The organism is Mesorhizobium sp. RCC_202 (assembly GCF_041355295.1).
Lineage (GTDB): Bacteria > Pseudomonadota > Alphaproteobacteria > Rhizobiales > Rhizobiaceae > Mesorhizobium.
In genome coordinates this window covers 311908-334424 of sequence record NZ_JBFUPO010000007.1, presented here as the reverse complement: position 1 = coordinate 334424, position 22517 = coordinate 311908, and the positions used below count along the sequence as shown (strand labels likewise).

The following is a 22517-nucleotide window of genomic DNA, read 5'->3' as shown; positions in this document are numbered from 1 at the left end:
CGTCCGGAATTGCGCCAAGCAAGAAGGCTTCAGCGCGCCGCGATAGCTGCGGCCGCACCGGCCATCGTGGTAGCGCTGACGCGGTTGGCGATCTTCATGGCGCGCTTGCTCTTCAGGAGCTTGCGCGCCTGCGAGGCGGCCAGTACCCAGGTGAGGTCGATGACGACCAGCACGACCGCCATGGTGACCGTCAGCTCGACCCAGCCGACCACGCTTACCGAAGCGAGGTCGATGATGGTCGGCAGCAGCGCCAGATAAAACATCATGATCTTCGGATTGCCCAACGTCACCGCCATGCCGGCAAAGAACAGTTTGACGGGCGAATCCTCGCGCGGCATTTCGCCTTCCCTGGCATCGACCGGCGCCGTCCACATCTTGAACGCCAGCCAGGCGAGATAGGCGACGCCGACCCATTTCACGACGACGAAGGCGTAATGGAAAGTCTGCGCCACCACCGCCAGGCCAAACACCGCAAGCGAAAGCCAGATGCCCTCGCCGATCCACATCGCGAGCAGGAACGGGAAGACATCGCGAAAACCCTTCGAGATGACGCGGGCGACCAGCGCCGCGATCGACGGTCCAGGCGAGCCGGCTGCGACGAACAGCGCGGCGGCGAAGATGAGCAGCGAGGTGAGGTGCATGGCGGGTGCCTTCCTATGACATGGGAGGGGACGATACCGGATCGGAGCAGATTTGGCACGCCCGACGAAATGCACGCATCGAGGATGACGACAATAACTGCCAGCGCCGGCGCCGCCCCTCATCTGGCTGCCGCCATCTTCTCCCCGTAAACTGGGCGAAGGGCTATGTCGCCGATGACTTCGCCAATCACCGACGTTTGCGGCAGAAGCGCCAAGTTCCCTTCTCCCCGTTCACGGGGAGAAGGTGCCCGGAGGGCGGATGAGGGGCGGCGCCAGCGCCCGAGAATTGGCGTTATCCTGAGTCTTTTAGGAGACTCTTGCCCCTTGGTCACCCTGCCGCTAAAAGACCCCGTCCCGACATCCATTTCGAGCATCACTTTGCCTCAGTAACCGCCGGTCTCGCCAACTCCCCCGAATGCACTCGCAGGCGCAGCTATTCATGCGTCTGCTTCTATTTTCATGCGTTCTTCAGGCCGCGGTACGAGACCGGTTTGGCATTGCTGAGCCCGCTGTCGTCCGCAATCCGCGCCGACGCCTGAATACCCACCAACGCAGTCTTCGCCACACCGTGCCCCGAAAGGGCATCTCGGACTTTGCCGGCTTGACGGACTTCCCGACGGGAAGGGCCAACCGGCATGTCTTCTTCCACCTTGCGCGTCCGCTGGACGATCGTGCCCGCAATCGCGCCGCGACCGCTCATCAACTGCAACCGCTGCGGCGGCGTCAGACCGTACCGATGCAGCGAAAAATTCCGCGTTAACGCCAACGGCAAACGCATCGACGTATGGCTGATCTATCGCTGCGCGGTCTGCGATAACTCCTGGAATTTCGCCATTTTCGAACGGCGGAACCGCCGCGATATCGAACCGGCGCTGCTCACGGCACTGGAGAGCAACGATCCCGCGCTTGTGTGTCGTTACGCTTTCGACGGAGCCATGCTGCGCAGCCGGGCCGGGCGCATCGAGGAATATCCCGACGTCATGGTCCACAAGGAGCGTCTGGGCAGTGAACCGGGGGGCGCTATGGCAATCCGGCTAGAGCTTCGGCTACACAACTCCACACCTCTGCGGCTCGATCGTCTGCTTGCCGGCGAACTAGGCATCTCGCGGTCGAAGCTGCAAGGCTGGGAGGAGCGAAAGCGCTTGAGCATCGAACGGGATGGCACCAGGGCCCTGCGCAAGCCGGTCCGCGACGGCCTGACGGTGCGCATCGATCTGGCCGAGGAAGCGGATCGCAGCGCCGTGCTGTCGGCCGCGCACGGCTGAAACAAAAAGAGGGAGCATCCGCTCCCTCTTTGAACCTAGCCTGGGACGATTTACGCCGCGCCCATCACCTTGGAGGCCTTCTCGAAACGCTTGCGCTCGTTCGGATCGAGATAGAGCTTGCGCAGGCGGATGGTCTTCGGCGTCACCTCGACCAGCTCGTCGTCCTGGATCCAGGCCAGCGCCCGCTCCAGCGTCATGCGGATCGGCGGCGTCAGCTTCACCGCCTCGTCCTTGCCGGCGGCGCGGATGTTGGTGAGCTTCTTGCCCTTGAGCACGTTCACTTCGAGATCGTTGTCACGGCTATGGATGCCGATGATCATGCCCTGATAAACCTTGACGCCCGGATCGATGATCATCGGGCCGCGGTCTTCCAGGTTCCACATCGCGTAAGCGACCGATTCGCCCTGCTCGTTGGAGATCAAAACGCCGTTGGTGCGGCCAGGCAGTTCGCCCTTGTAGGGCTCATAGGCGAAGAACAGCCGGTTCATCACCGCGGTGCCGCGCGTGTCGGTCAACAGCTCCGACTGGTAGCCGATCAGACCGCGCGTCGGTGCGTGGAAGACCAGCCGCTGGCGGTTGCCGCCGGAAGGGCGCAGTTCCACCATCTCGGCCTTGCGCTCCGACATTTTCTGCACGACGACGCCGGCATGCTCCTCGTCGACGTCGATGACGACTTCCTCTACCGGCTCCAGCAGGTCGCCGTTTTCGCCCTTCTGCATGACGACGCGCGGACGCGACACGGCAAGCTCGAAACCTTCGCGGCGCATCGTCTCGATCAGCACCGCAAGCTGCAATTCGCCACGGCCCGAGACGAAAAAGGAATCCTTATCCGGCGATTCCTCGATCTTCAGCGCCACATTGCCTTCGGCCTCGCGCAGCAGCCGGTCGCGGATGACGCGGCTGGTCACCTTGTCGCCCTCGGTGCCGGCAAGCGGGCTGTCGTTGACGAGGAAGGACATCGTCACCGTTGGCGGATCGATCGGCTGCGCATGCAGCGCCTCGGTCACCGCCAGATCGCAGAAGGTGTCGGCAACGGTGCCCTTGGACAGGCCGGCGATCGCCACGATGTCGCCCGCCTGGGCTTCCTCGATCGGCTGGCGCTCGAGGCCACGGAAGGCAAGGATTTTCGAGATGCGGCCGGTTTCGATCTGGGTGCCGTCATGGTGCAGCACCTTGACCGCCTGGTTGGCCTTCAGCGTGCCGGATTCGATGCGGCCGGTGATGATGCGGCCAAGGAACGGATTGGCTTCCAGGATGGTGCCGATCATGCGGAACGGGCCGGAATGGACCGTCGGCGCCGGCACATGCTTGACGACGAGGTCGAACAGCGGCGCCAATTGCTGGTCCTTCGGGCCTTCCGGGTTTTCCGACACCCAGCCGTCGCGGCCGGAGCCGTAGAGGATCGGGAAGTCGAGCTGCTCGTCGGTGGCATCGAGCGCGGCGAACAGGTCGAACACCTCGTTCACCACCTCGATGTGGCGGGCGTCGGGACGGTCGATCTTGTTGATGACGACAATCGGCTTCAGGCCGACCTTGAGCGCCTTGCCGACGACGAACTTGGTCTGCGGCATCGGCCCTTCGGCGGCATCGACCAGAACGATGGCCGAATCAACCATCGACAGGATGCGCTCGACCTCGCCGCCGAAATCGGCGTGTCCGGGCGTGTCGACGATGTTGATGCGGGTGCCGTGCCAGTCGACCGAGGTCGCCTTGGCCAGGATGGTGATGCCGCGTTCCTTTTCCAGGTCGTTGGAATCCATGGCGCGTTCGGCCACGCGCTGGTTGTCGCGGAAGGATCCGGATTGTTTCAGGAGCTGGTCGACGAGGGTGGTTTTTCCATGGTCGACGTGCGCGATGATCGCGATATTACGAAGGTTCATTTTATCTGGTCTCGGGAACGTTGCAGGCAGCAGGCCCAAAAGCGCCGCCTTTTTCGGTTGCGCGGCTCATACAAGGTTTTTCGCAATTGCGAAAGGGGAGGCCCTTCCCCAAATAAATGGTCACTGATTCTTAAACGTCTTGGTGTGAAATGATTCTGTTAACCAAGGCGGAACCTTTGAGGGGCCGGGCAGTTCGATGTTCATGACCGATCATATCGCCAGATTGCGTCCGGTTTTGGTCTGGACCTCGCTTGCCGTGCTGGTTGCGGCGGGCGCCGCGCAGTCCGCCGCCGCCCTGCGGGACGCCAATCCGGCGCGCCCCGACGACGCCCAAACCGCCGAGCAGATGTTCGCCGACGCCCCTGACGGCGTCGACCCGGTCGTCACCGGCCCGGTCAGCGCCGCTTTCAAGCAGCGCCAGAAGGACGCCAACTGCGATACGGCGGTGTGGCCGAACGTCCCGCGGGTCTGCTATCCCGACTGACGACGCAGCCGCCGGGGGTGCGTTGAGATTCAGGTCAGGCCGGCATCACCTGAATATCGACGCAGCCTAAGCCGACCGCACCGGGTCGAGCGTCACCTTGTAGAGCTCGTTGTCGTCGCGGTCCATCAGCCGCACCGTGAGCTGTTCCGTCGCGCCTGAAATATCGACCAGCCCGAAGAACTGCAGGCCGGCCGACGGCGGCAGGTTCTGGCCTTGCTCGGCGGTCGGCGCCTTGATGAACTTCAGCTCCGGCCCAAAAGTCATGTCGAGATCGTTGGGGCCGAACGTACCGGCATGGATCGGGCCGGAGACGAATTCCCAGAACGGATTGAAATCCTGGAACTGCGCCTTGTCGGGGTTGTAGTAGTGCGCGGCCGTGTAGTGCACGTCGGCGGTCAGCCACACCGTGTTGGTGATGCCGGCATTCTTGATGAAGCGCAGCACATCGGCGAATTCGAGCTCGCGGCCTTTCGGCGCGCCATTGTCGTTGTTGCTGACGGCCTCGAAGCCGACCTTCTTCGCCGCGTCGTCCCAGACCACGAGGCTGAGCGGCATGTCGGCGGCGATGATCTTCCAGGTCGCCTTGGAGTTGGCGAGTTCGCGCTTCAGCCACTTTGACTGCTCTTCGCCGATCATGCGCGACTTCGGCGTCAGCGTTTCCTCGAGATCCGGACCGTTCGGGCCGCGATAGGACCGCATGTCGAGGAAGAACATGTCGAGCAGCGGCCCGTGCGAGATCTTGCGATAGACGCGGCCCGGCTCCGACGGCTCGTAGCGGATGGTGGTCATCTCATGGAAAGCGCGCGCCGCCCGCGCGGCCGGCACATGGATCGACTTTTCCTTGTAGCGGTCGTCGGCGGTGAGGTTCTTCGAATCCGACCAGTTGTTCAGCACCTCATGGTCGTCCCACTGGTAGAAGGTCGGGCAGATGGCGGAGAGGCCAAGCACATGCTTGTCCATCATGTTGTACTTCCACTGGTCGCGGTACTCGTCCAGCGTCTCGGCGACTTTGCGCTTGCCGTCGATGAGCACGACGTTTTTCCACTTGCCGCCGCCGGGCAGGTCGACCTCATCCTTCATGGCGCCGTCGGCATAGATCGTGTCGCCCGAATGCAGGAAGAAGTCCGGCGTGTGCTTGGCAATGGTCGAATAGGTCTTCATGCCGGTTTCGTCGATGCCCCAACCCTGGCCTGCGGTATCGCCCGACCAGGCGAAGCGCACGTCGCGCTTGGACGACGGCGCGGTGCGGAAGCGGCCGACGATCGGCTCGGAGACGGCGTTGACATCGGAGAGGTCGGCCGCAATCATGCGGTAGAAGATGTCCTGGTCCGAAGCGAGATCGGTGAGCAGCCGCTTGACGGTGTAATCGCTGGCCGGCGACGTATCGAGGCTGGCAAGCCTGGTGGCATTGGTGAAGCTTTCGGTCGTCGACACTTCATACATCACGCGCGCCGGACGATCCGTGCGCGTCCACACCATGCCGGAATTGGCGTCGACGTCGCCCGACTGCACGCCATGGGTGAAGGCCGGACGCTGGCTGGCGCGCGAATAATAAGGCAGCGCGAGCCCGGAGGCGCCGACAAGGCCGAAAGCGCTGGCCGAAGTGACGAAAGCGCGGCGGGTAAGCGAAAGCTTGTTCATGGCTGTCTCCAGGATGGCGTTCGAACATCCCCGCCAAGCTCCAGCCTCAATGTTTCAGGCGTGTCTCGGAACCATGAACTTTTGATAACAGTGAACAGCTCTTCCTTCTCCCCTTGTGGGAGAAGGGAAAGCGCGCCTCAGGCGGCCTGCGGCTCGGGATCGAACGCCGGCCTGCTCGTGTTGATCAAGAGCGAGATGCAGGCCGCTGCAATTCCCGTCATGCCGGCGATCAGGAACGCCAGCTCGTAATTGCCCTGCAGCTCGCGCATCGTCCCGCCAAAGGCCGCGGCCGCCGCCGCGCCGATCTGGTGGCCGGCGACGATCCAGCCGAACACGATCGGCCCGCTGCGGTCGCCGAAGGCTTCGTTGGCAAGCCGCAGAGTCGGCGGCACCGTGGCGATCCAGTCGAGCCCATAGAGCACGGCAAAGATGATCAGGCTGGTTCCCGAAAAGCCGGAATAAGGCAGGTAGATCAACGACAGGCCGCGGATGGCATAGTAGACGCCGAGCAGCTTGCGCGGATCGAAGCGGTCGGTGAGCCAGCCGGACAAAGTCGTGCCGATCAGGTCGAAAATGCCCATCAGCGACAGCAACCCGGCCGCCTTCACTTCCGGAATACCCATGTCGCCGCAGAAGGCGATGAGATGCGTGCCGACGAGGCCGTTGGTGGTGAAGCCGCAGATGAAAAAGGTGGCGAACAGATACCAGAACACGCGCGTGCCGGCGGCGCGGCGCAGCGTGTTCAGCGTGTGCGCCAGGAAATTACCTTGCGATGCCGGCGACACCGGGGGCACGTCATCGGCGTCGGCGCCATAGCGCACCAGGCCGATCGAGGCCGGACGCTCGGGCACCAGCAGGAGCACGAACGGAATGAGCGCGGCTGTCGCCAGGGCCACCGCAATGGCGACGGGTTTCCAGCCGCCGCTTTGCGCCAGCGAGGCAATCAGCGGCAGGAAGACAAGCATGCCGGTGGCGCTGGAAGCCGACATCAGTCCCATCACCAGGCCGCGATTGGTCTTGAACCAGCGGTTGACGATAGTGGCGCCAAGCACGCTTGCCACCGCGCCCGAGCCGATGCCGGAAAACACGCCCCAGGTCACGAAGAGATGCCAGGGCTGCGTCATGAACAGGCTGAGCGCGGTCGAGCCCGACATCACCAGCAGTGCGCCGAGCAGCGTGCGGCGCATGCCCACACGCTCCATCAGCGCTGCTGCGAACGGGCCGGTCAGGCCATAGAGCAGGATGCCGATGCTCGCGGCCCAGGAGGTCACGTCACGGCGCCAGCCGAAGCTTTCCTCCAGCGGAATCATCATCACCGAAGGCGCAGAGCGAAGCCCGGCCGCGATCAGCAGGCAGAAGAAAATGACGGCGACGACGACAAAGGCGTAGCGCTGGCCAAACGGACGGGACTGAGCTATCATGTTACTGACCGGTACGTTGCAATTGGGTGTCGCCCTACATACGTACCGGTCAGTAACATTGTCAAGCGAGTTGTTTGCATGCCATCCGACAATAATATTGAAGCGTCGATCAGCGAAGCGCGCTCCGCCACAGCGCCAAAGGCGGCCGACAAAATCCTCGATGTGGCGTTCGACCTGTTCTATCGCGAAGGCATAAGGGCGATCGGCGTCGACGAGATCGTCAGGCGAGCCGGCGTTACCAAGCCGAGCCTTTATCGCAGCTTTCCGTCCAAGGATGAGCTCGCCGCCTCCTATCTGCGCAAATACGATCTCGAATTCTGGGAGCGCTTCGACGAGGCCGTCGACGCGCATCCTGGCGATCCGCGCGCGCAGATCATCGCCTTCCTGACACGCGTCGGCAAACGCACGCAGAAACCCGACTATCGCGGCTGCGGCATGACCAATGCGGCCGTTGAATATCCCGAGCACGGCCATCCCGCGCGGGTGGTGAGTGAAAACAACAAGCTGGAATTGCGCCGGCGCCTGCGCGCAATGGCCAAGGCGATTGGCGCGCCCGATGCCGATACGCTGGGCGACGGCCTGCTGCTCCTGATCGAAGGCGCCTATATCAGCGGCCAGCTCTTCGGCCTTGGAGGCCCGGCGGCTACTGTCGCCCGCAACGCCGACCTGTTGATCGAAGCCAGCTTGAAGAAATAGCGATTGGCGCTAGGCTCGCGGCGACCTCCACCGGAGACGTTCGCCATGCGTGCTCTTCTGATCCCGCTTGCCCTCGCCTGCTTCTGCCAGGCGGCCCATGCCGGCGACATTTCCAGCGCCTACACCGATCTCGACTCCAAGAAGGATTGCGTGACCTATGCCCAGGCTGAACAGGGTGATGGCGACTGGGCAAACCTCGTCTGCTCCGGCTATCGCGGCTACCCGGTGCTGATCAACTACGACGATGCGCGCGAGTCCGTCTATTACGGCTTTCCGTCAGACGACATGACCGCCGTCTGGGAAAGCTTTTCCGCCTTCAACGGCTCCGGGCCGAAGGTGGAATGGCGCGTTGAGACCAAGGGCGACATCGCCGTCCCCTACGCGGCCATCCACCGCCGCTCCGTCAGCAATCCCGAGGACGACAAGAAGTCGATCGACGTGCTGGTCGTCGCCAAAGTGGCGCAGCCCGAGCAGCATGAGGGCTGCACGATCGGCCTGGTGTTAGCCACCGGCAACCCGCAGGCCAACGACCAGGCCCGCAAGCTCGCCGATGAGAAGGCAAAGACGTTCGCCTGCGGCAAGGACAAGCGCGAGGTCATCGGCAGCGTGCCGGATTTCGGCCGGGTGGATAATTAGCGCAGCAGTGAGGCGGTCAGCCGGCATCGGGGCGCCAACTGTTAGGCCAGGGCCGCATCGGGTTCCCATCAGCGTCGGCGCCTAGTAATCCTTCCCCGATCACGACCGATCTCGGAGGATTTCCGCTTGTCCAATTTTGTCAGCGTCGCAAGCGACAACGGCGTCGCGGTGGTCACCATCGACAATCCGCCGGTCAACGCGCTGAGCTTCCACGTCCGCAAACCGCTCTATGAGGCGCTTGCCGCGCTGCGCGACGATCCCGCCGCCAAGGCGATCGTCATCGCCTGCGCCGGGCGGACTTTTGTCGCCGGCGCCGACATCACCGAATTCGGCAAGCCGCTGGAGCAGCCCGAATTGCGCGCCATCATCGCTTTGTTGGAGACGATCGCCAAGCCGACGGTTGCGGCCATCCACGGCACGGCATTGGGCGGTGGATTGGAACTGGCGCTCGGCTGCCATTTCCGCGTCACCGATCATGGCGCCAAGCTCGGCCTGCCGGAGGTCAAGCTCGGCCTGCTGCCGGGTGGTGGCGGCACGGTGCGACTGCCACGCCTGGTCGGCGCGGCTAAAGCGCTTGGCATGATCGTTTCCGGAACGCCGATTTCGGCCAGCGAGGCAAAGACCGCTAGTCTTGTTGACTCTGTTTTCGACGGCGATCTGTTGGCGCAGACCGTTCGTTTCGCCAGCGAAATGGCCTCCCGGGGTGAAGCATTCGTGCCCGTGCGTGATCGCAACAACCGTCTGGCCGAAACCGATCTGGCTGCTTTCGACGCCCAGGCGGCTGACCTCGCCAGGAAAGCCCGCGGGCTGGAGGCGCCGCTCGCCTGCGCCGAGGCTGTCCGCAACGCCATCACTTTGCCTTTCGACGCGGCGCTGGCCGCCGAGCGCCAGCTCTTCCTGAAACTCGTTTCCGGCGACCAGTCGCGGGCGCAGCGGCATCTGTTCTTTGCCGAGCGCGAGGCGGCGAAGATACCCGGCAAGGATGTGCAGAAGCGAAAGATTGCCCGCGTCGGCATCATCGGCGCCGGCACGATGGGCGGCGGCATCGCCATGGCTTTCGCCAATGGCGGCTTCCCGGTGACCTTGCTGGAGACCAGCGCGGAGCCGCTGCAGCGCGGGCTGGCGACGATCGAGAAGAATTATGCCGTTTCGGTCAGCCGCGGCTCGCTGACGGAGGAAGCAAAGCAGAAGCGGCTCGGCCTGTTCAAGGCCAGCACCGACTATGCCGATCTTGCCGATTGCGATCTGATCGTCGAAGCCGTCTTCGAGGATATGGCGGTCAAGAAAGAAGTGTTCGGCAAGGTCGATGGCGTCGCCAGGCCCGGCGCCATCCTTGCCACCAACACCTCCTATCTCGACGTCAATGAGATCGCAGCCTCGACCTCGCGTCCACGGGACATGCTCGGCCTGCATTTCTTCTCGCCGGCCAATATCATGAAGCTGCTCGAGATCGTGCGCGCTGAAAAGACGGCTCCCGACGCGCTGGCGACGGTGACCGATCTCGCCCGGCGCATCGGCAAGGTGCCGGTCGTCGTCGGCGTCTGCCACGGTTTCGTCGGCAACCGCATGCTGGCCGCGCGCGGCGCGGAAAACGAATTCCTGCTGCTCGAAGGCGCTGCACCGAGCGAGGTCGACAAGGCGTTCACCGATTTCGGCTGGCCGATGGGACCGTTCCAGATGGGCGATCTCGCCGGACTCGATATCAGCTGGCGCAACCGCAAGGCGCGCGGCCTGACGGCGGCGATCGCCGATACGCTCTGCGAGCAGGGCCGCTTCGGCCAGAAGACCGGCCGCGGCTGGTATCGCTATGACAGCGGCGCGCGCGAGCCGGTTGCCGATCCGGATGTCGAAGCGCTGATCCGGACGAAGGCGGCAGATCTGGGGATCGCACAGCGCAACATTGGCCCGGACGAAATCCTTGAGCGCACGCTGTATCCCTTGGTCAACGAGGGCGCGAAAATCCTCGAGGAAGGCATCGCGGCGCGCGCGTCCGATATCGATGTCGTCTGGGTGAATGGCTACGGCTTCCCGATCGGCAAGGGCGGGCCGATGTTCTGGGCCGGGCTCCAGGGGGCGGCGAAGATCGTCGAGCGGCTGGAGTATTGGCACCGGCAAACGGGGCGGCCGGTCTTCGAGCCGGCTCCGGCGCTGAGGCGGTTTGCCGTGACGGGGTCGTGGGAGAGTGTCCCGAACGGATAAGGACAGGCGCCGCGTTCCTTCGCGCCGACCTCGCTGGCTCTCACCAAACGCCGTCGCCAAATTTGACCATGTGGACAAAACTCAGGCATCGTTCCATAGTCCTCAGCGTCTGACATTTGGAACAGCCGGCTCGACACGGCTGTCGAACAGAGGGGCACTTCAATGGAAAACGAACGTAGCAAAACGCAACGCACGAGCCTGTCGCGGCGCAACGTGCTGGAACTCGGCGCGCTTGGCCTCGCCGCTTCCGTCCTGCCGGGTGCGGCCTTTGCCAAGGACAAGAAGCTGAAGGTGGCGGCGATCTTCGCCACGCCGATCGAGGAGCCGTGGGACAACCAGATCCACGTCGCCTTGCAGAGGGCCGAGAAGGAGCTGGGCATCGACTACAAATGGTCGGAGAAGGTCCAGACCGCCGACTTCAGCCGCGTGATGCGCGAATATGCGCAGGGCGGCTATCAATTGGTTTTGGGCGATGCCTTCGCCGCCGAGCGTGAATCGCGCAAGACCGCCAAGCAGTTCCCGAAGACGGCCTGGCTCTTCGGCTCCGGCGCTGGGCCCGCCGAGCCCAATTTCGGCGTCTTCGACAACTGGATCCACGAGCCGGCCTACCTCTCCGGCATGATCGCGGGAAAGATGTCGAAGTCGGGCACGGTCGGCGCGGTTGCGGCGATGGGCATTCCGGAAGTGAACCGGCTGGTCAACGCCTTCTTTGCCGGCGCCAAGGAGGTGAACCCGAACGTCAAGAAGAAGGTCGCCTTCATCGGCTCCTTCTTCGATCCGCCCAAGGCCAAGGAAGCTGCCGTGGCGCAGATCGACGCCGGCGTCGACGTCATCTATGCCGAGCGTTTCGGCGTCATCGAGGCGGCGGTGGAAAAGAAGATCTACGCCATCTCCAATATGTCCGACCAATCGAGCCTCGGCCCGGACACAGTCATCACCGGCCCTGTCTGGGACATGTACCCGACGGTCGAGCAGGCGATCAAATTGGTCAAGGCCGGCGTCTTCACCGCGCAGGATTATGGCGATTTCTCGCGCATGGCCAAGGGCGGCTCGTATCTGGCGCCCTTGCACAAATTCGACAAGACGCTGCCTGCCGAGGTCAAGGACCTGGTCGAGAAGAAGAAGGCCGAGATCCTCGAAGGCAATTTCCGCGTCGACGTCGACGAGAACACGCCGGTTTCGGATTGATGCCTTGTTGAGGGGTGGCGCGAGGCCCCCCTCTCTGCCCTGCCGGGCATCTCCCCTCAAGGGGGGAGATTGGCGGCTTCGTCGACGACGCTCGATCTTTTCAACGTTGAAAGTTGGCGAAAGCCGGCGTGACATCTGATCTCCCCCCTTGAGGGGGAGATGGCCGGCAGGCCAGAGAGGGGGGCCTCGCGCTGCCCTCGGGATCGCAAATCCAGGGAGCACCCTTGTCCGTCCCTCTCATCGAAATGCGCGGCATCACCAAGATCTTCGGCGCCGTCACGGCGAACGAGGCTGTCGATCTCAGCGTCGCGCCCGGCGAAATCCTCGGCCTTCTGGGCGAGAACGGCGCCGGCAAGACGACGCTGATGAACGTGCTGTTTGGCGCCTATGCGCCGGATGCCGGCGAAATACTCGTCGAGGGCAGGCCTGTCGCCATCCACAGCTCCGCCGACGCTCTTGCCGCCGGCATCGGCATGGTGCACCAGCATTTCCATCTCGCGCCGCGCCTGACGGTTCTGGAAAACCTGCTGATCGGTATTCCGGGAAAATCCGGCCGTATCGATCGCGCCGGTGGACTGGCGCGGCTGCAGGAAATCGGCCGCCAGCATGGGTTGAGCCTGGATCCGAACCTGCCGGTCTCGGCATTGTCGGTTGGTGAGCAGCAGCGTCTGGAAATCATCAAGGCGCTGTTTCGCGGCGCCAGGCTTTTGATCCTCGACGAACCGACAGCGGTGCTGGCGCCGAGTGAGGTCGATGGCCTGTTCGCCGCTTTGCGTTCCATGGCGGCACAGGGGCTCGGCATCATCTTCATCTCGCACAAGCTGAACGAGGTCCGGGCGCTGACGCATCGCTGCGTCGTGCTGCGCCACGGCAAGGTCGCGGGCCGTGTCGACGATCCGGCCAACACGACATCTGCCGCCATGGCGGAACTGATGTGTGGCCACGAAATCGTGCCGCCGACCAGGGGAGCCTCGACCATCGGCGCCGCCGTGCTGACGCTCGACGGCATATCCACCGCCAGCCATGCCGGCACGCCATTGCGCGACGTCTCGCTGTTCGTCCGCTCCGGCGAGATCCTCGGCGTTGCCGGCGTTTCCGGCAACGGCCAGCGCGCGCTCGCCGACTTGATCTCCGGCATGCTGGCGCCAAAGGCGGGCACCATGACGATAGCTGGCAAACAAGTGACGCAGTTCGCGCCGCGCGAACTGCAGGCGCTCGGCCTCGGTCGCATTCCGGAAGACCGCATGACGACCGGCCTGGTGACCAATCTGCCGCTCGCCGATTCCATGGTGCTGCCACGCATCGGCACCGATGCCTTCAGCCGCAACGGGCTGCTCAATCCCGCTGCGATCCGCGCCTTTGCCGAGGCGCAGATCAAGGCTTACGACATTCGCTGCCCGGGCCCTATGGTGCGTGCCGGCGCTTTGTCCGGCGGGAATTTGCAGAAGGCGCTGCTGGCGCGTGAGCTCGCCTTCGACCCCAAGGTTCTCATCGTCTCGCAGCCGACGCGCGGGCTCGACATCGGTGCGGCCCGTTTCATCCACGAAAAATTCCTCGACATGCGCGCCAAGGGTTGCGGCATCATCGTCATCGGCGAGGACCTAGAGGAATTGCTGGTGCTCTGCGATCGCATCGCGGTGATGTATGAAGGCCGCATCGCCGGCACGCTGGACAGCGCGGACGCGACCGTCGCCAGGCTCGGCCTGATGATGACCGGGGCCGGACATGCCGAGGAGGCCGCCTGATGTTCCGGCTCGAAGCCCGCAGCGCCACGCCCGCCTGGTTCAATCTCGCGCTGCCGCTCATCGCCATCGCGGCGACGCTGGTGCTGTGCAGCGGCCTGATCGCGATCGCCGGTGCCGGCGTTGTCGAAGCCTATGGCGTGATGCTGTCGGCCTCGCTCGGCGACAGCTACGCCATCACCGAGACGCTGGTGCGCGCCGCGCCCATGATCTTCACCGGCCTGGCGGTGGCGGTCGCCTTCCGCGCCAAATTCTGGAACATCGGCGCCGAAGGCCAGTTGCTGGCGGGTGCTGTTGCAAGCTGCTTTGTCGGCGCCATCCCGATGCCGGGCTACCTCGCCATGCTTTTGATGGCTGTTGCCGGTGCCGTCGCCGGCGCCCTCGTCGCCCTTGTGCCGGCGACGCTGCGCGTCAAATTCAAAGTCGACGATGTCGTAAGCTCGCTGCTCTTGAACTCGGTCATCTACTACGCCCTGATGGCGCTGATCGAAGGGCCGTGGAAGGACACCTTCAGCGGCTATCCGATCTCGCCGCCGATCGAGGATTCAGCCAATTTCCCGGTGCTGATCGAAGGCACCAGGCTGCATCTCGGCGTCATCGCGGCGCTGATCGCCGCGCCCGTTTGCTGGTTCCTGATCGCGCGCACCACGCTCGGTTTCCGCATCCGCGTCACCGGCGAGAACCCGGAAGCCGCGCGCTATGGCGGCATCAACGTTAAGCGCGTGCTCATTTCCACCGCACTGCTCTCCGGCGCGTTGGCCGGCCTCGCTGGCGTCGGCGAAGTCGGCGGCGTGCACTTCCAGGTGATGAGCGACATCTCGCCGGGCTACGGCTATTCCGGCATCGTCGTTGCGATGCTGGCCCGGCTCAATCCGCTCGGCGTGGTGCCGGCGGCGATCTTCCTCGCCGCCGTCATGACCGGCGCCGAGGCGATGTCGCGCGCGACCGGCGTGCCGGCTTTCCTCAGCGACGTCATCCAGGGCACGGCGCTGCTCGCCATGCTGGTGGCGCTGCTCTTCACCGCCTACCGCATCCGCCGGGTCGGAGCCTCGTCATGAGCGCCGTGTTCGAGCAGATTTTCCAGCTCGGCTTCCTCGCCGCCATCATTCGCATCGCCACGCCGCTGGCCTTTGCCACGCTCGGTGAAATGTTTTCCGAGCGCGCCGGCGTGCTCAATCTCGGCATCGAAGGCATCATGCTCTTGTCGGCCATGGCTGGCTTCACCGCCGCCAGCTTGAGCGGCAGCCTGTGGTTCGGCGTGCTGGTGGCGGTGCTGACCGGCATGGCGATGGGCGCGCTGCACGCGCTGTTTACGGTGGCGCTCGGCTTGAGCCAGCATGTCTGCGGCATCGGTGTGACGCTGTTCTCGTCGGGCCTCGCTTATTTCCTCTACCGGCTGATCTTCGGCCAGCAATCGGTGCCGCCGAGCATCAAGGGATTCGAGACAGTACCGATACCCGTCCTGTCCGACATTCCTGTGCTAGGCCAGGCGGTGTTCAACCAGTTTGCGCTGGTCTACATGGCGATCCTGGCCATCCCGCTTGGCGCCTTCGTGCTCTACCGCACGCCCTGGGGGCTGTCGGTGCGCATGGTCGGCGAGAACCCGCGCGCGGCCGATTCCGCCGGCGTCAGCGTCATTGCCACCCGCTTCCAAGCCGTCATCCTCGGCGGCGCGCTGATGGGGCTCGCCGGCGCTTTCCTAACCATGGCGCAGTTCAACGCCTTCACCTTCGGCGTCGTGTCGGGACGCGGCTGGGTGGCGATCGCGCTGGTCGTGTTCGGCCGCTGGGACCCATGGCGCTTGGCGGGTGCCGCACTGCTCTTCGCCTTCGTCGATGCGCTGCAGCTCCGGATGCAGGCGAGCGGGCTCGGCCATATCCCCTATGAAGCCTTCCTGATGCTGCCTTTCATCTTCACCATCGTCGCCATGGCGATCATGTCGCGCAACGCGGTCGCGCCATCGGCGTTGTTGAAGCCGTTCAGGCGAGAGGAACGGTAGCTCCCTTCCTCTCCCTCCGGAGGGGGGAGAGGTGGCGCCGCGAAGCGGCGACGGAGTGGGGGAACCACCTGGCAACCGTCACCGACGGATGTTTGCATAGAATCTTCCCGCACCGCGCCAACGGTCGACCCCCACTCCGTCGAGCTGCGCTCGACACCTCTCCCCCGATCGACGGGGGAGAGGAAGGGCGCCAAGCTGTAGGATGCCTCAGATCGCCGTGAACGCGTTGTCGACGAACAGATGCGCGCCGTTGACGAAGCTGGATTCGTCGCTGGCCAAGAACAGCGCCGCCTTGGCCACCTCTTCCGGCTCGCCGATCCGCCCCTGCTGCGCCGCCAGCGCTGCATCGGAAACATCGACGCCGAGCTTGCCGAGATCGGCCACCTCGCGCAGGCCGTGCGGCGTGCGAATGAAGCCGGGACAGACGGCGTTGCAGCGGATGTTGCGGTCGCGGAATTCAACCGCGATGGCGCGGGCGAACATGTGGCAGGCGCCTTTCGTCGTGTCGTAGAGCACTTCGTTGGGCGTGGCCGCCACCGCCGAGATCGACGAGGTGCAAACGATCGAGCCGCCCCCCGCCGCAATCATGCCTGGCAGCACCGCACGCGTCATCAAAAACATCGAGCGGACATTGACGGCATGCAGCCAGTCCCATTCCTGGAGCGTCGTCTCCAGGAATGGTTTGATGACGATCGTACCGGCATGGTTGAACAGCACCGTGACCGGTCCGAGCTTTGCCGTCGCCGCCTTCACCGCCGCCTCGACCTGTCCCTCATCGGAAACATCGGCGACGAAATGCTCCGCCACATGGCCGCGCGCGCGGACCGCGGCAGCGGTCGCGGCCGCCGCCTCGCCATTGCGGTCGATGATCGCCACCTTGGCGCCTTCAGCTGCGAACAGCTCGGAAGCCGCCCCGCCCATGCCCGTCGCGCCGCCCGAAATGATAGCGACCTTGCCCGCCAGTCTTGCACCCATCTCACTTCTCCCTTTCAAGCCGCGTGGCCGTGTTCAGGCGATGCTATCTTTCGCGCGGGGGACGGCCAAGGCCACTCGAACGCCCGGATGTTGGGCCTGAAGCCTGCCGCAATCGGTTGATTTCGCGCCATTTTGAGCCCGATTGAGGTCACGGGAAGCTCGGATATTCCACACCGATCAGGGCACAGAAAACTACCGTTTCCATGAATCTGAGAAGTTCGTTCCAAAAATCATCGAAAAATAGCAATCGACAAAGTCTACTAACTTTATAGATTAATGGCCGTGACGGAGGCTCGACCATGACCTACATCCAGAACGCTCAGCGCAAGGGCCAGAGGCTGACCGCCGACCAAAGCTGGAGGCCCGCCTATGGCGGCACCTTCGCCTATCTCGTCTTCGCGCTCGCGTTTGTGTTCACCGGCGCGGTGGTGCTGGGTCTCATTCCGTGACCGCATCGGGGCCAAAGGCTCCGCACCAATAACAATCTGAGTTGAGTAATCTGAGCTGAAGACCGGTATTAACCGGCGCGCAGTCGCATGTCTGCGCATGCATTTTCAATCGAGGGTTTTCGAGGCGGGGGTGACCAACGTGATGGAGGCGATGGCAATGCCGATCGAGTTCACGCATGTTCCCGGAAAGTCTGCCGACGGCAGCTTCTTCTACGATTTCGCCGAGACCGCGACCAGGCTGTCGCTGATCGAGGACGCCGGTTTCCGCAAGCTGGTCGTCGACGATTCGGCCGGACTTCTGACAAACATGGATATCGCCGCCCAGACGCTCGACCGCACCGGCTCGCTCGAAGTGGTGCTGACGCATTGGGCAGGCGTGATCGAGCCGACCGTGGCGGCAAGGCAGCTGGCGGCGCTCGACCGCAGCGGCGGCGGCCGCTTGTCGCTTCGCATGCTGAGCGAGCCGCTGGAAGACAGCGATGCCGAGGCGCGGCCGATCGGCCACAGCGTGGTCTGGCAGCGCATCGACGAATATCTGGTGCTGTTGAAGCGCCTGTGGTCGAACGACAGGCCTTTCGACCACGAAGGTGCCTTCTACAGCGTCAAAGGCGGCTTCGTGCCTCGCAAGGGGCCACATGGCGCCGACCTCGCCATCCGCCTTGGCGGCCAGTCCGGCACCGCGCTGAAAGTCGCCGGGCGGCATGCCGACATCTTCGAGCTTGCCCCCGGCACGCCCGAAGAGACCCGCCGGCTGATCGAGCGCGCGCGCAGTGCCGCCGCCGAGCATGGCCGTGCCGGCAAGCTACGGTTCGCGCTTCCTGTGCGCATTCGCCCCGAGGGCTGGACAGGTATCGCCGATCATAAAGCGGTCGAGGTCGCTGGACCGCCGGCGCGGATCGCCTTGGCGCTGTTGCCTTATGCCGCGCTGGGTATCGAGGAGTTCATGGTTAGCGGCATCGACCGCCCGAACGAGATTACCCGCATCGGACATGAGACGATCACGCTGGTCTCGAACTCGCTGGCGCGGCGTGAGGCCGAGCTTCCCCAGCCCGCGACATTTGCGGTGCCGTCGGAAGCCCGCGCTCCGGTCTGATTGGAACCTACCGCGCGGCGCTCGTGAACTTGGACAGCGCGGCGATAACCGCTTGCGATTCCGCGAGCGCGCCGAACACGCCGTCCTCGACCGTCACCATATGCAGCGCGGCTTCGTGGGCATATTGGTCGCCGCTGGCGCAGGCGTCGGAAATCGTCAGGCATTGGAAATTGCGGTCGCAGGCCTCGCGCAACGTGGTGTGCACGCACACATCGGTCGTGCAGCCGGTGAACAGGAGATCCGTGATATCCCGCGCGCGCAGCACCAGCTCGAGATCGGTATAGGTGAAGGCGCTGTTGCAGGTCTTGTCGATGACGATGTCTTCGGGCCTCACCTCGATATCGGCGACAATCTGGAAGCCGGGGCCGGAGCGCAGCAGGACATCGGTGCCGTCCAGGCCCGAGCGCTTGCGGCGCCATGTCTCGTAAGGCGTCATGTCCGCCATGTCGGCGCGGTAGCCCTGCCTGGTGTGGACGATGGTGACGCCGGCCGCGCGCGCCGCGCTCATCAGCCGGTTCACCACCGGCAGGATGGCGCGCAGCGGCGAGGGGTCGTAGCCCTTCCTGGCGAAATAGCCGTTCGGCGACAGGAAATCCTCCTGCAGGTCGATGGCTAACAGCGCCGTGTGCCGTGGCACCAGGCGGCCATCATAGGGGAAGTCGAACGGTATCGCCTTGATCATCGGTGGCTTGCCCCGGTTCTTGCTGCTTGTGCTCTCTACCATGGTGGCTGGGAGGCGCGCCGCCGTCCAGCGCGGTCACTATGCCTGCGCCAGATGCTGGGCGTCATGCAGGCGCCGAAAGACGCCGCCGACGCCCAGCAATCCCTTGTGCAAGGATGCCACCGCAATTTGTTGATCGATGCAATCACCTTTATAGTTGACTAGTAAAGTCATGTTTCATAGTCAACCGGCATTGGCCACCCGGCATGAGCTTTAAACAGCGGTGGCGTGGAGACGGATGTTGCCTGCAATGGATGCCGAGAAAGCCTTTCAGGTCGACGCCGTGAGTTTTGCGGTCGGCGAGCGCACATTGCTCGGGCCGGTCTCGCTGGAGTTGCAGCGCTCGCGCGTCTATGGGCTGATCGGCCATAACGGCTCCGGCAAGTCGACGCTGGTCAAGCTCCTGGCACGGCAGCAGCCGGCAAGCTCTGGCGACATCCGCTTGGCCGAACGCCCGCTGGCGGGTTGGGGCGCGCGCGAGCTGGCGCGGGCGCTGGCCTATCTGCCGCAGACGACGCCGGCGGCGACCGGCATGACCGTGCGCGAGCTGGCATCGCTCGGCCGCTATCCCTGGCACGGCGCTCTTGGCCGCTTCGGGCCGCAGGACAGGCAGCATGTCGAGGAGGCGCTGGTGCTCACTGACATGACCGGTTTCGCCGACCGCCTGGTCGACGAGCTCTCCGGCGGCGAGCGGCAGCGCGCCTGGCTCGCGATGCTGGTGGCGCAGAATGCCGGCGTCATGCTGCTCGACGAGCCGATTTCGGCGCTCGACATCGCCCATCAGGTCGAGGTGCTGGCGCTGGTCAAGGAGCTCAGCCGCAAACGTGACCTGTGCGTCGTCGTGGTGCTGCACGACCCCAACATGGCGGCGCGCTATTGCGACGAGCTGATCGCGCTGAAGGAAGGTCGGCTCTTGAGGCGCGGCACGCCGGCCGAGATCATGCAGGGCGATTTGCTCAAGGAGATTTTCAGCGTCGAGATGGGCGTGCTGAAACACCCCGTTACCGGCCAGCCCATCGGTTATGTGCAATGAAGAAGCGAGGACGAGCCTTGTCCCGAAGCGGTCTTTTCGCGGCGCTGGCCGCATCCCTCGTTCTTTCGGCCGGCATCGCCGAGGCGCAGGAACAGCCAGCGACGCCGGCCACAGCCACGCAACCGCGCGTTCAACAGCCGGCAGCGCCCGGCGCTCCGGCCACGCCAGCGCCTGCGGCCCGGACACCGGCCACACCTGTGGTTGAGGCACCCGCCGGCGCAGCGGCGGCGGCAACCCAGCCGGCTCCGAACACGATCCCGAACGAGGAACCTTCCGCCATTTCGCTGACGCTGCCGCACGATTTGTCGCCATGGGGCATGTTCATGGCCGCCGACATCGTCGTGAAGGCGGTGATGGTGGGCCTCGCCTTCGCCTCGCTGGTCACCTGGACGATCTGGCTCGCCAAATCGCTGGAGATCTTCGGCGGCAGGCTCAGAGCCCGCCGCGCCGCCAACGCCATCGGCAATGCCGCGACGCTGATGCAGGCCAGACGCGCGCTCGGCCATGGCGGCGGTCCAGGCGTGCTCCTGGTGCGGGCGGCCGAGGAAGAGGCAGCACTTTCGGCGAGCGCGCTCGACCATGTCTCTGGCGATGGCCTGAAGGAGCGCGTCGCATCGCGGCTGTCGCGCATCGAGGCGGCGGCGTCGCGGCGCATGTCACGCGGCACCGGCCTGCTCGCCACCATCGGCTCGACAGCGCCCTTCGTCGGCCTGTTCGGCACCGTATGGGGCATCATGAACGCCTTCATCGGCATCTCGCAGGCCCAGACCACCAACCTGGCGGTGGTGGCGCCGGGCATCGCCGAGGCGCTTCTTGCCACTGCCATGGGCCTGGTGGCGGCCATTCCCGCCGTGGTCATCTACAACGTCTTCGCGCGCTCGATAGCTGGCTACAAGCAGATCCTCGCCGACGCCTCGGCCGGCGTCGAGCGCCTGGTCAGCCGCGATCTCGACTTCCGCACCGTGCCGCCGGCAACGGCGCTCGCGGCGGAGTAGACGGCGATGGCAACGCGGATACGCGACACGGCCGGCGACGATCTCGAGGAAACCCACGACATCAACGTCACGCCGTTCATCGACGTGATCCTGGTGCTTTTGATCATCTTCATGGTCGCGGCACCGCTCGCGACCGTCGATGTCAATGTCGACCTGCCGGGATCGACGGCAACGCCGGCGCCACGGCCCGAGATGCCGCTGTTCCTGACGCTGAAAAGCGACCTGACGCTGGCGATCGGCAATGACAGCGTGCCGCGCCCTGCCTTTGCCGCCACGCTCGACAGCCGCACCAAGGGCGACAAGCAGACGCGCATCTTCCTGCGCGCCGACAAGACGGTCGGCTATGGCGATCTGATGGAGGTGATGAACCTGCTGCGCCATGCCGGCTATCTGAAGGTGGCGCTGGTCGGGCTGGAGACGGCATCAAGCGATGCGGCTCCCGCGCCTGCTGGAGCCGCTCCGGCCGCGAGCGGAAGCCCGGCCCCATGACGCAAACGATCGCCACCCTGTCCTCTCGATCCCGCTTCGGCATGCGCGAAGCCGTTTTGTGGACAAGCGCTGCCGCGATCATTCTGGCCGCGCATGTGGCGGTTGCCTATGCGGTGCAGAATCTGAGCTTCACCGACACGGCCGACGGCGGCCCGCCGCCGGCATTGACCGTCGATATGGTGCCGCTTGTCAGTGCGCCTTCTGTGCCGGAAGACCCCGCCGTGCTGGATACGATCAGCCCTATCCCGCCCAACGCCGCCGAGGAAACGCCTGTCGATCCGAACCCGGTGACCGACCCTGTCGCCGACAAGGCCGAGCCCGACGCGGATCCGCCGATCGAACCCGACACGGCCGAGCAGGCCGAAGCGACAGAGCAGACCTTGGCGCTGAGCGAACAGCAACCGCTGGACGAAGTCGTGCCCGATCCCGTCGAAGCGATCTCGCCCGACGTCGTCGTCCCGCTGCCCGAGCCAAGGCCGGTCGAGAAAGTCGAAAAGCCTGTAGAGGCGAAGAAGAAGCCGATCGAAAAGCCGAAGCCGCCGAAGAAAAAAAAGGCCCCCGCCCCCAAAGCATCGATGACCGCAAGCATCGATGCCAAGGCGGAAGCCAAGGCCGCCGCACCGAAGTCGACAGGGGCATCCAGATCCGGCGACAGTTCCAGATGGAACTCCAGCTTGGCGGCTTGGATCAAGCGGCACACGCGTTATCCGAATGCGGCGCGACCGCGGCGCGCGGAAGGCACGGCCAACGTGACCTTCGTGGTCGAAGCTTCCGGTTCGGTAAGTTCTGTACGGCTGGCGCGATCCTCGGGCGACGCGGATCTCGACCGAGCGGCGCTCAGCGCTCTGCAAGGCGCGACCGTGCCCGCCCCTCCGCCCGAGAAAGCCGGCACGCGCGTCACGGCGCCGCTTTATTTCAACTTGCGGGACTGATCCCTGTCGCTCCAAGTGTTATGCCGCGATTGGCGATA

The 22517-nt window shown here is 64.6% G+C and carries 21 protein-coding genes; 15 read left to right on the top strand and 6 right to left on the bottom strand.

What is annotated here, in order from left to right; translation table 11 throughout:
• Positions 1–29 precede the first annotated feature (29 nt).
• Entirely contained in the window at positions 30–641 is a 612-nt protein-coding gene (locus tag AB6802_RS18750; protein WP_371011647.1) for a LysE family translocator, read from the bottom strand.
• A gap of 635 nt (positions 642–1276) precedes the next feature.
• Here AB6802_RS18750 and AB6802_RS18745 point away from each other — a divergent pair.
• Positions 1277–1906 (top strand): DUF1062 domain-containing protein, encoded by a 630-nt coding sequence (locus AB6802_RS18745; protein WP_371011646.1) that lies wholly within the window; start codon positions 1277–1279, stop codon positions 1904–1906.
• Positions 1907–1956: 50 nt separating this feature from the next.
• Here AB6802_RS18745 and typA read toward each other — a convergent pair whose 3' ends face one another.
• The gene (typA, locus tag AB6802_RS18740; RefSeq protein WP_371011645.1) at positions 1957–3786 is read right to left on the bottom strand and encodes a translational GTPase TypA; all 1830 of its coding nucleotides are present in this window, start codon (positions 3784–3786) and stop codon (positions 1957–1959) included.
• Positions 3787–3982: 196 nt separating this feature from the next.
• Here typA and AB6802_RS18735 point away from each other — a divergent pair, with 196 nt between their 5' ends.
• A complete protein-coding gene (locus AB6802_RS18735; RefSeq protein WP_371011644.1) occupies positions 3983–4270 on the top strand; it encodes a hypothetical protein in 288 nt (95 codons plus the stop codon).
• 66 nt (positions 4271–4336) lie between these two features.
• Here AB6802_RS18735 and AB6802_RS18730 read toward each other — a convergent pair whose 3' ends face one another.
• Entirely contained in the window at positions 4337–5911 is a 1575-nt protein-coding gene (locus AB6802_RS18730) for an alkaline phosphatase (RefSeq protein WP_371011643.1), read from the bottom strand.
• A gap of 137 nt (positions 5912–6048) precedes the next feature.
• Positions 6049–7332 carry an MFS transporter gene (locus AB6802_RS18725; protein ID WP_371011642.1) on the bottom strand — a complete coding sequence of 428 codons (1284 nt, stop codon included), beginning with the start codon at positions 7330–7332 and terminating at the stop codon, positions 6049–6051.
• 78 nt (positions 7333–7410) lie between these two features.
• Here AB6802_RS18725 and AB6802_RS18720 point away from each other — a divergent pair, with 78 nt between their 5' ends.
• The 7 genes from AB6802_RS18720 to AB6802_RS18690 all read left to right on the top strand — a co-directional run bounded on the left by AB6802_RS18720 (position 7411) and on the right by AB6802_RS18690 (position 15792).
• On the top strand, positions 7411–8028 hold the full coding sequence (locus AB6802_RS18720; RefSeq protein ID WP_371011641.1) for a TetR/AcrR family transcriptional regulator: 618 nt from the start codon (positions 7411–7413) through the stop codon (positions 8026–8028).
• Positions 8029–8073: 45 nt separating this feature from the next.
• On the top strand, positions 8074–8664 hold the full coding sequence (locus tag AB6802_RS18715) for a hypothetical protein (protein ID WP_371011640.1): 591 nt from the start codon (positions 8074–8076) through the stop codon (positions 8662–8664).
• 126 nt (positions 8665–8790) lie between these two features.
• Entirely contained in the window at positions 8791–10863 is a 2073-nt protein-coding gene (locus AB6802_RS18710) for a 3-hydroxyacyl-CoA dehydrogenase NAD-binding domain-containing protein (protein WP_371011639.1), read from the top strand.
• A gap of 162 nt (positions 10864–11025) precedes the next feature.
• Complete coding sequence (locus AB6802_RS18705) at positions 11026–12051, top strand: BMP family protein (protein ID WP_371011638.1); 1026 nt, start codon at positions 11026–11028, stop codon at positions 12049–12051.
• Positions 12052–12275: 224 nt separating this feature from the next.
• Positions 12276–13796 (top strand): ABC transporter ATP-binding protein, encoded by a 1521-nt coding sequence (locus AB6802_RS18700; RefSeq protein WP_371011637.1) that lies wholly within the window; start codon positions 12276–12278, stop codon positions 13794–13796.
• A complete protein-coding gene (locus AB6802_RS18695; RefSeq protein WP_371011636.1) occupies positions 13796–14851 on the top strand; it encodes an ABC transporter permease in 1056 nt (351 codons plus the stop codon). The genes AB6802_RS18700 and AB6802_RS18695 overlap by 1 nt, the downstream gene beginning before the upstream one ends.
• Positions 14848–15792 (top strand): ABC transporter permease, encoded by a 945-nt coding sequence (locus AB6802_RS18690; RefSeq protein ID WP_371011635.1) that lies wholly within the window; start codon positions 14848–14850, stop codon positions 15790–15792. The genes AB6802_RS18695 and AB6802_RS18690 overlap by 4 nt, the downstream gene beginning before the upstream one ends.
• Before the next feature lie 207 nt (positions 15793–15999).
• Here the strand turns inward: AB6802_RS18690 and AB6802_RS18685 are convergent, their stop codons facing one another.
• Positions 16000–16767 (bottom strand): SDR family NAD(P)-dependent oxidoreductase, encoded by a 768-nt coding sequence (locus AB6802_RS18685; RefSeq protein ID WP_371011634.1) that lies wholly within the window; start codon positions 16765–16767, stop codon positions 16000–16002.
• Between the two features lie 299 nt (positions 16768–17066).
• Here AB6802_RS18685 and AB6802_RS18680 point away from each other — a divergent pair, with 299 nt between their 5' ends.
• Both AB6802_RS18680 and AB6802_RS18675 read left to right on the top strand, forming a co-directional pair.
• Positions 17067–17216: a hypothetical protein gene (locus AB6802_RS18680; protein WP_371011633.1), complete on the top strand. Its 150-nt coding sequence runs from the start codon at positions 17067–17069 to the stop codon at positions 17214–17216.
• 157 nt (positions 17217–17373) lie between these two features.
• Positions 17374–18309: an LLM class flavin-dependent oxidoreductase gene (locus AB6802_RS18675; RefSeq protein WP_371011674.1), complete on the top strand. Its 936-nt coding sequence runs from the start codon at positions 17374–17376 to the stop codon at positions 18307–18309.
• 7 nt (positions 18310–18316) lie between these two features.
• Here AB6802_RS18675 and AB6802_RS18670 read toward each other — a convergent pair whose 3' ends face one another.
• Entirely contained in the window at positions 18317–18991 is a 675-nt protein-coding gene (locus AB6802_RS18670; RefSeq protein ID WP_371011632.1) for a cysteine hydrolase family protein, read from the bottom strand.
• Between the two features lie 289 nt (positions 18992–19280).
• On the opposite strand from AB6802_RS18670, the gene AB6802_RS18665 reads away from it, so the two are divergent.
• The 4 genes from AB6802_RS18665 to AB6802_RS18650 are packed head-to-tail and all read left to right on the top strand — an operon-like array spanning position 19281 to position 22479.
• Positions 19281–20063, top strand: a complete 783-nt coding sequence (locus tag AB6802_RS18665; RefSeq protein WP_371011631.1) for an ATP-binding cassette domain-containing protein — start codon at positions 19281–19283, stop codon at positions 20061–20063.
• Between the two features lie 17 nt (positions 20064–20080).
• A complete protein-coding gene (exbB, locus tag AB6802_RS18660) occupies positions 20081–21058 on the top strand; it encodes a tonB-system energizer ExbB (RefSeq protein ID WP_371011630.1) in 978 nt (325 codons plus the stop codon).
• A gap of 6 nt (positions 21059–21064) precedes the next feature.
• On the top strand, positions 21065–21547 hold the full coding sequence (gene exbD / locus AB6802_RS18655; RefSeq protein WP_371011629.1) for a TonB system transport protein ExbD: 483 nt from the start codon (positions 21065–21067) through the stop codon (positions 21545–21547).
• On the top strand, positions 21544–22479 hold the full coding sequence (locus AB6802_RS18650; RefSeq protein ID WP_371011628.1) for a TonB family protein: 936 nt from the start codon (positions 21544–21546) through the stop codon (positions 22477–22479). Before exbD ends, AB6802_RS18650 begins: the two co-directional genes overlap by 4 nt.
• Positions 22480–22517 lie beyond the last annotated feature (38 nt).

What these genes read in the sequence shown, in the direction of transcription:
- AB6802_RS18750 (WP_371011647.1), bottom strand. Translation starts at nt 641, where the DNA reads ATGCACCTCACCTCGCTGCTCATCTTCGCCGCCGCGCTGTTCGTCGCA.
- AB6802_RS18745 (WP_371011646.1), top strand. Translation starts at nt 1,277, where the DNA reads ATGTCTTCTTCCACCTTGCGCGTCCGCTGGACGATCGTGCCCGCAATC.
- typA (WP_371011645.1), bottom strand. Translation starts at nt 3,786, where the DNA reads ATGAACCTTCGTAATATCGCGATCATCGCGCACGTCGACCATGGAAAA.
- AB6802_RS18735 (WP_371011644.1), top strand. Translation starts at nt 3,983, where the DNA reads ATGTTCATGACCGATCATATCGCCAGATTGCGTCCGGTTTTGGTCTGG.
- AB6802_RS18730 (WP_371011643.1), bottom strand. Translation starts at nt 5,911, where the DNA reads ATGAACAAGCTTTCGCTTACCCGCCGCGCTTTCGTCACTTCGGCCAGC.
- AB6802_RS18725 (WP_371011642.1), bottom strand. Translation starts at nt 7,332, where the DNA reads ATGATAGCTCAGTCCCGTCCGTTTGGCCAGCGCTACGCCTTTGTCGTC.
- AB6802_RS18720 (WP_371011641.1), top strand. Translation starts at nt 7,411, where the DNA reads ATGCCATCCGACAATAATATTGAAGCGTCGATCAGCGAAGCGCGCTCC.
- AB6802_RS18715 (WP_371011640.1), top strand. Translation starts at nt 8,074, where the DNA reads ATGCGTGCTCTTCTGATCCCGCTTGCCCTCGCCTGCTTCTGCCAGGCG.
- AB6802_RS18705 (WP_371011638.1), top strand. Translation starts at nt 11,026, where the DNA reads ATGGAAAACGAACGTAGCAAAACGCAACGCACGAGCCTGTCGCGGCGC.
- AB6802_RS18695 (WP_371011636.1), top strand. Translation starts at nt 13,796, where the DNA reads ATGTTCCGGCTCGAAGCCCGCAGCGCCACGCCCGCCTGGTTCAATCTC.
- AB6802_RS18690 (WP_371011635.1), top strand. Translation starts at nt 14,848, where the DNA reads ATGAGCGCCGTGTTCGAGCAGATTTTCCAGCTCGGCTTCCTCGCCGCC.
- AB6802_RS18685 (WP_371011634.1), bottom strand. Translation starts at nt 16,767, where the DNA reads ATGGGTGCAAGACTGGCGGGCAAGGTCGCTATCATTTCGGGCGGCGCG.
- AB6802_RS18680 (WP_371011633.1), top strand. Translation starts at nt 17,067, where the DNA reads ATGACCTACATCCAGAACGCTCAGCGCAAGGGCCAGAGGCTGACCGCC.
- AB6802_RS18675 (WP_371011674.1), top strand. Translation starts at nt 17,374, where the DNA reads ATGCCGATCGAGTTCACGCATGTTCCCGGAAAGTCTGCCGACGGCAGC.
- AB6802_RS18670 (WP_371011632.1), bottom strand. Translation starts at nt 18,991, where the DNA reads ATGATCAAGGCGATACCGTTCGACTTCCCCTATGATGGCCGCCTGGTG.
- AB6802_RS18665 (WP_371011631.1), top strand. Translation starts at nt 19,281, where the DNA reads ATGGATGCCGAGAAAGCCTTTCAGGTCGACGCCGTGAGTTTTGCGGTC.
- exbD (WP_371011629.1), top strand. Translation starts at nt 21,065, where the DNA reads ATGGCAACGCGGATACGCGACACGGCCGGCGACGATCTCGAGGAAACC.
- AB6802_RS18650 (WP_371011628.1), top strand. Translation starts at nt 21,544, where the DNA reads ATGACGCAAACGATCGCCACCCTGTCCTCTCGATCCCGCTTCGGCATG.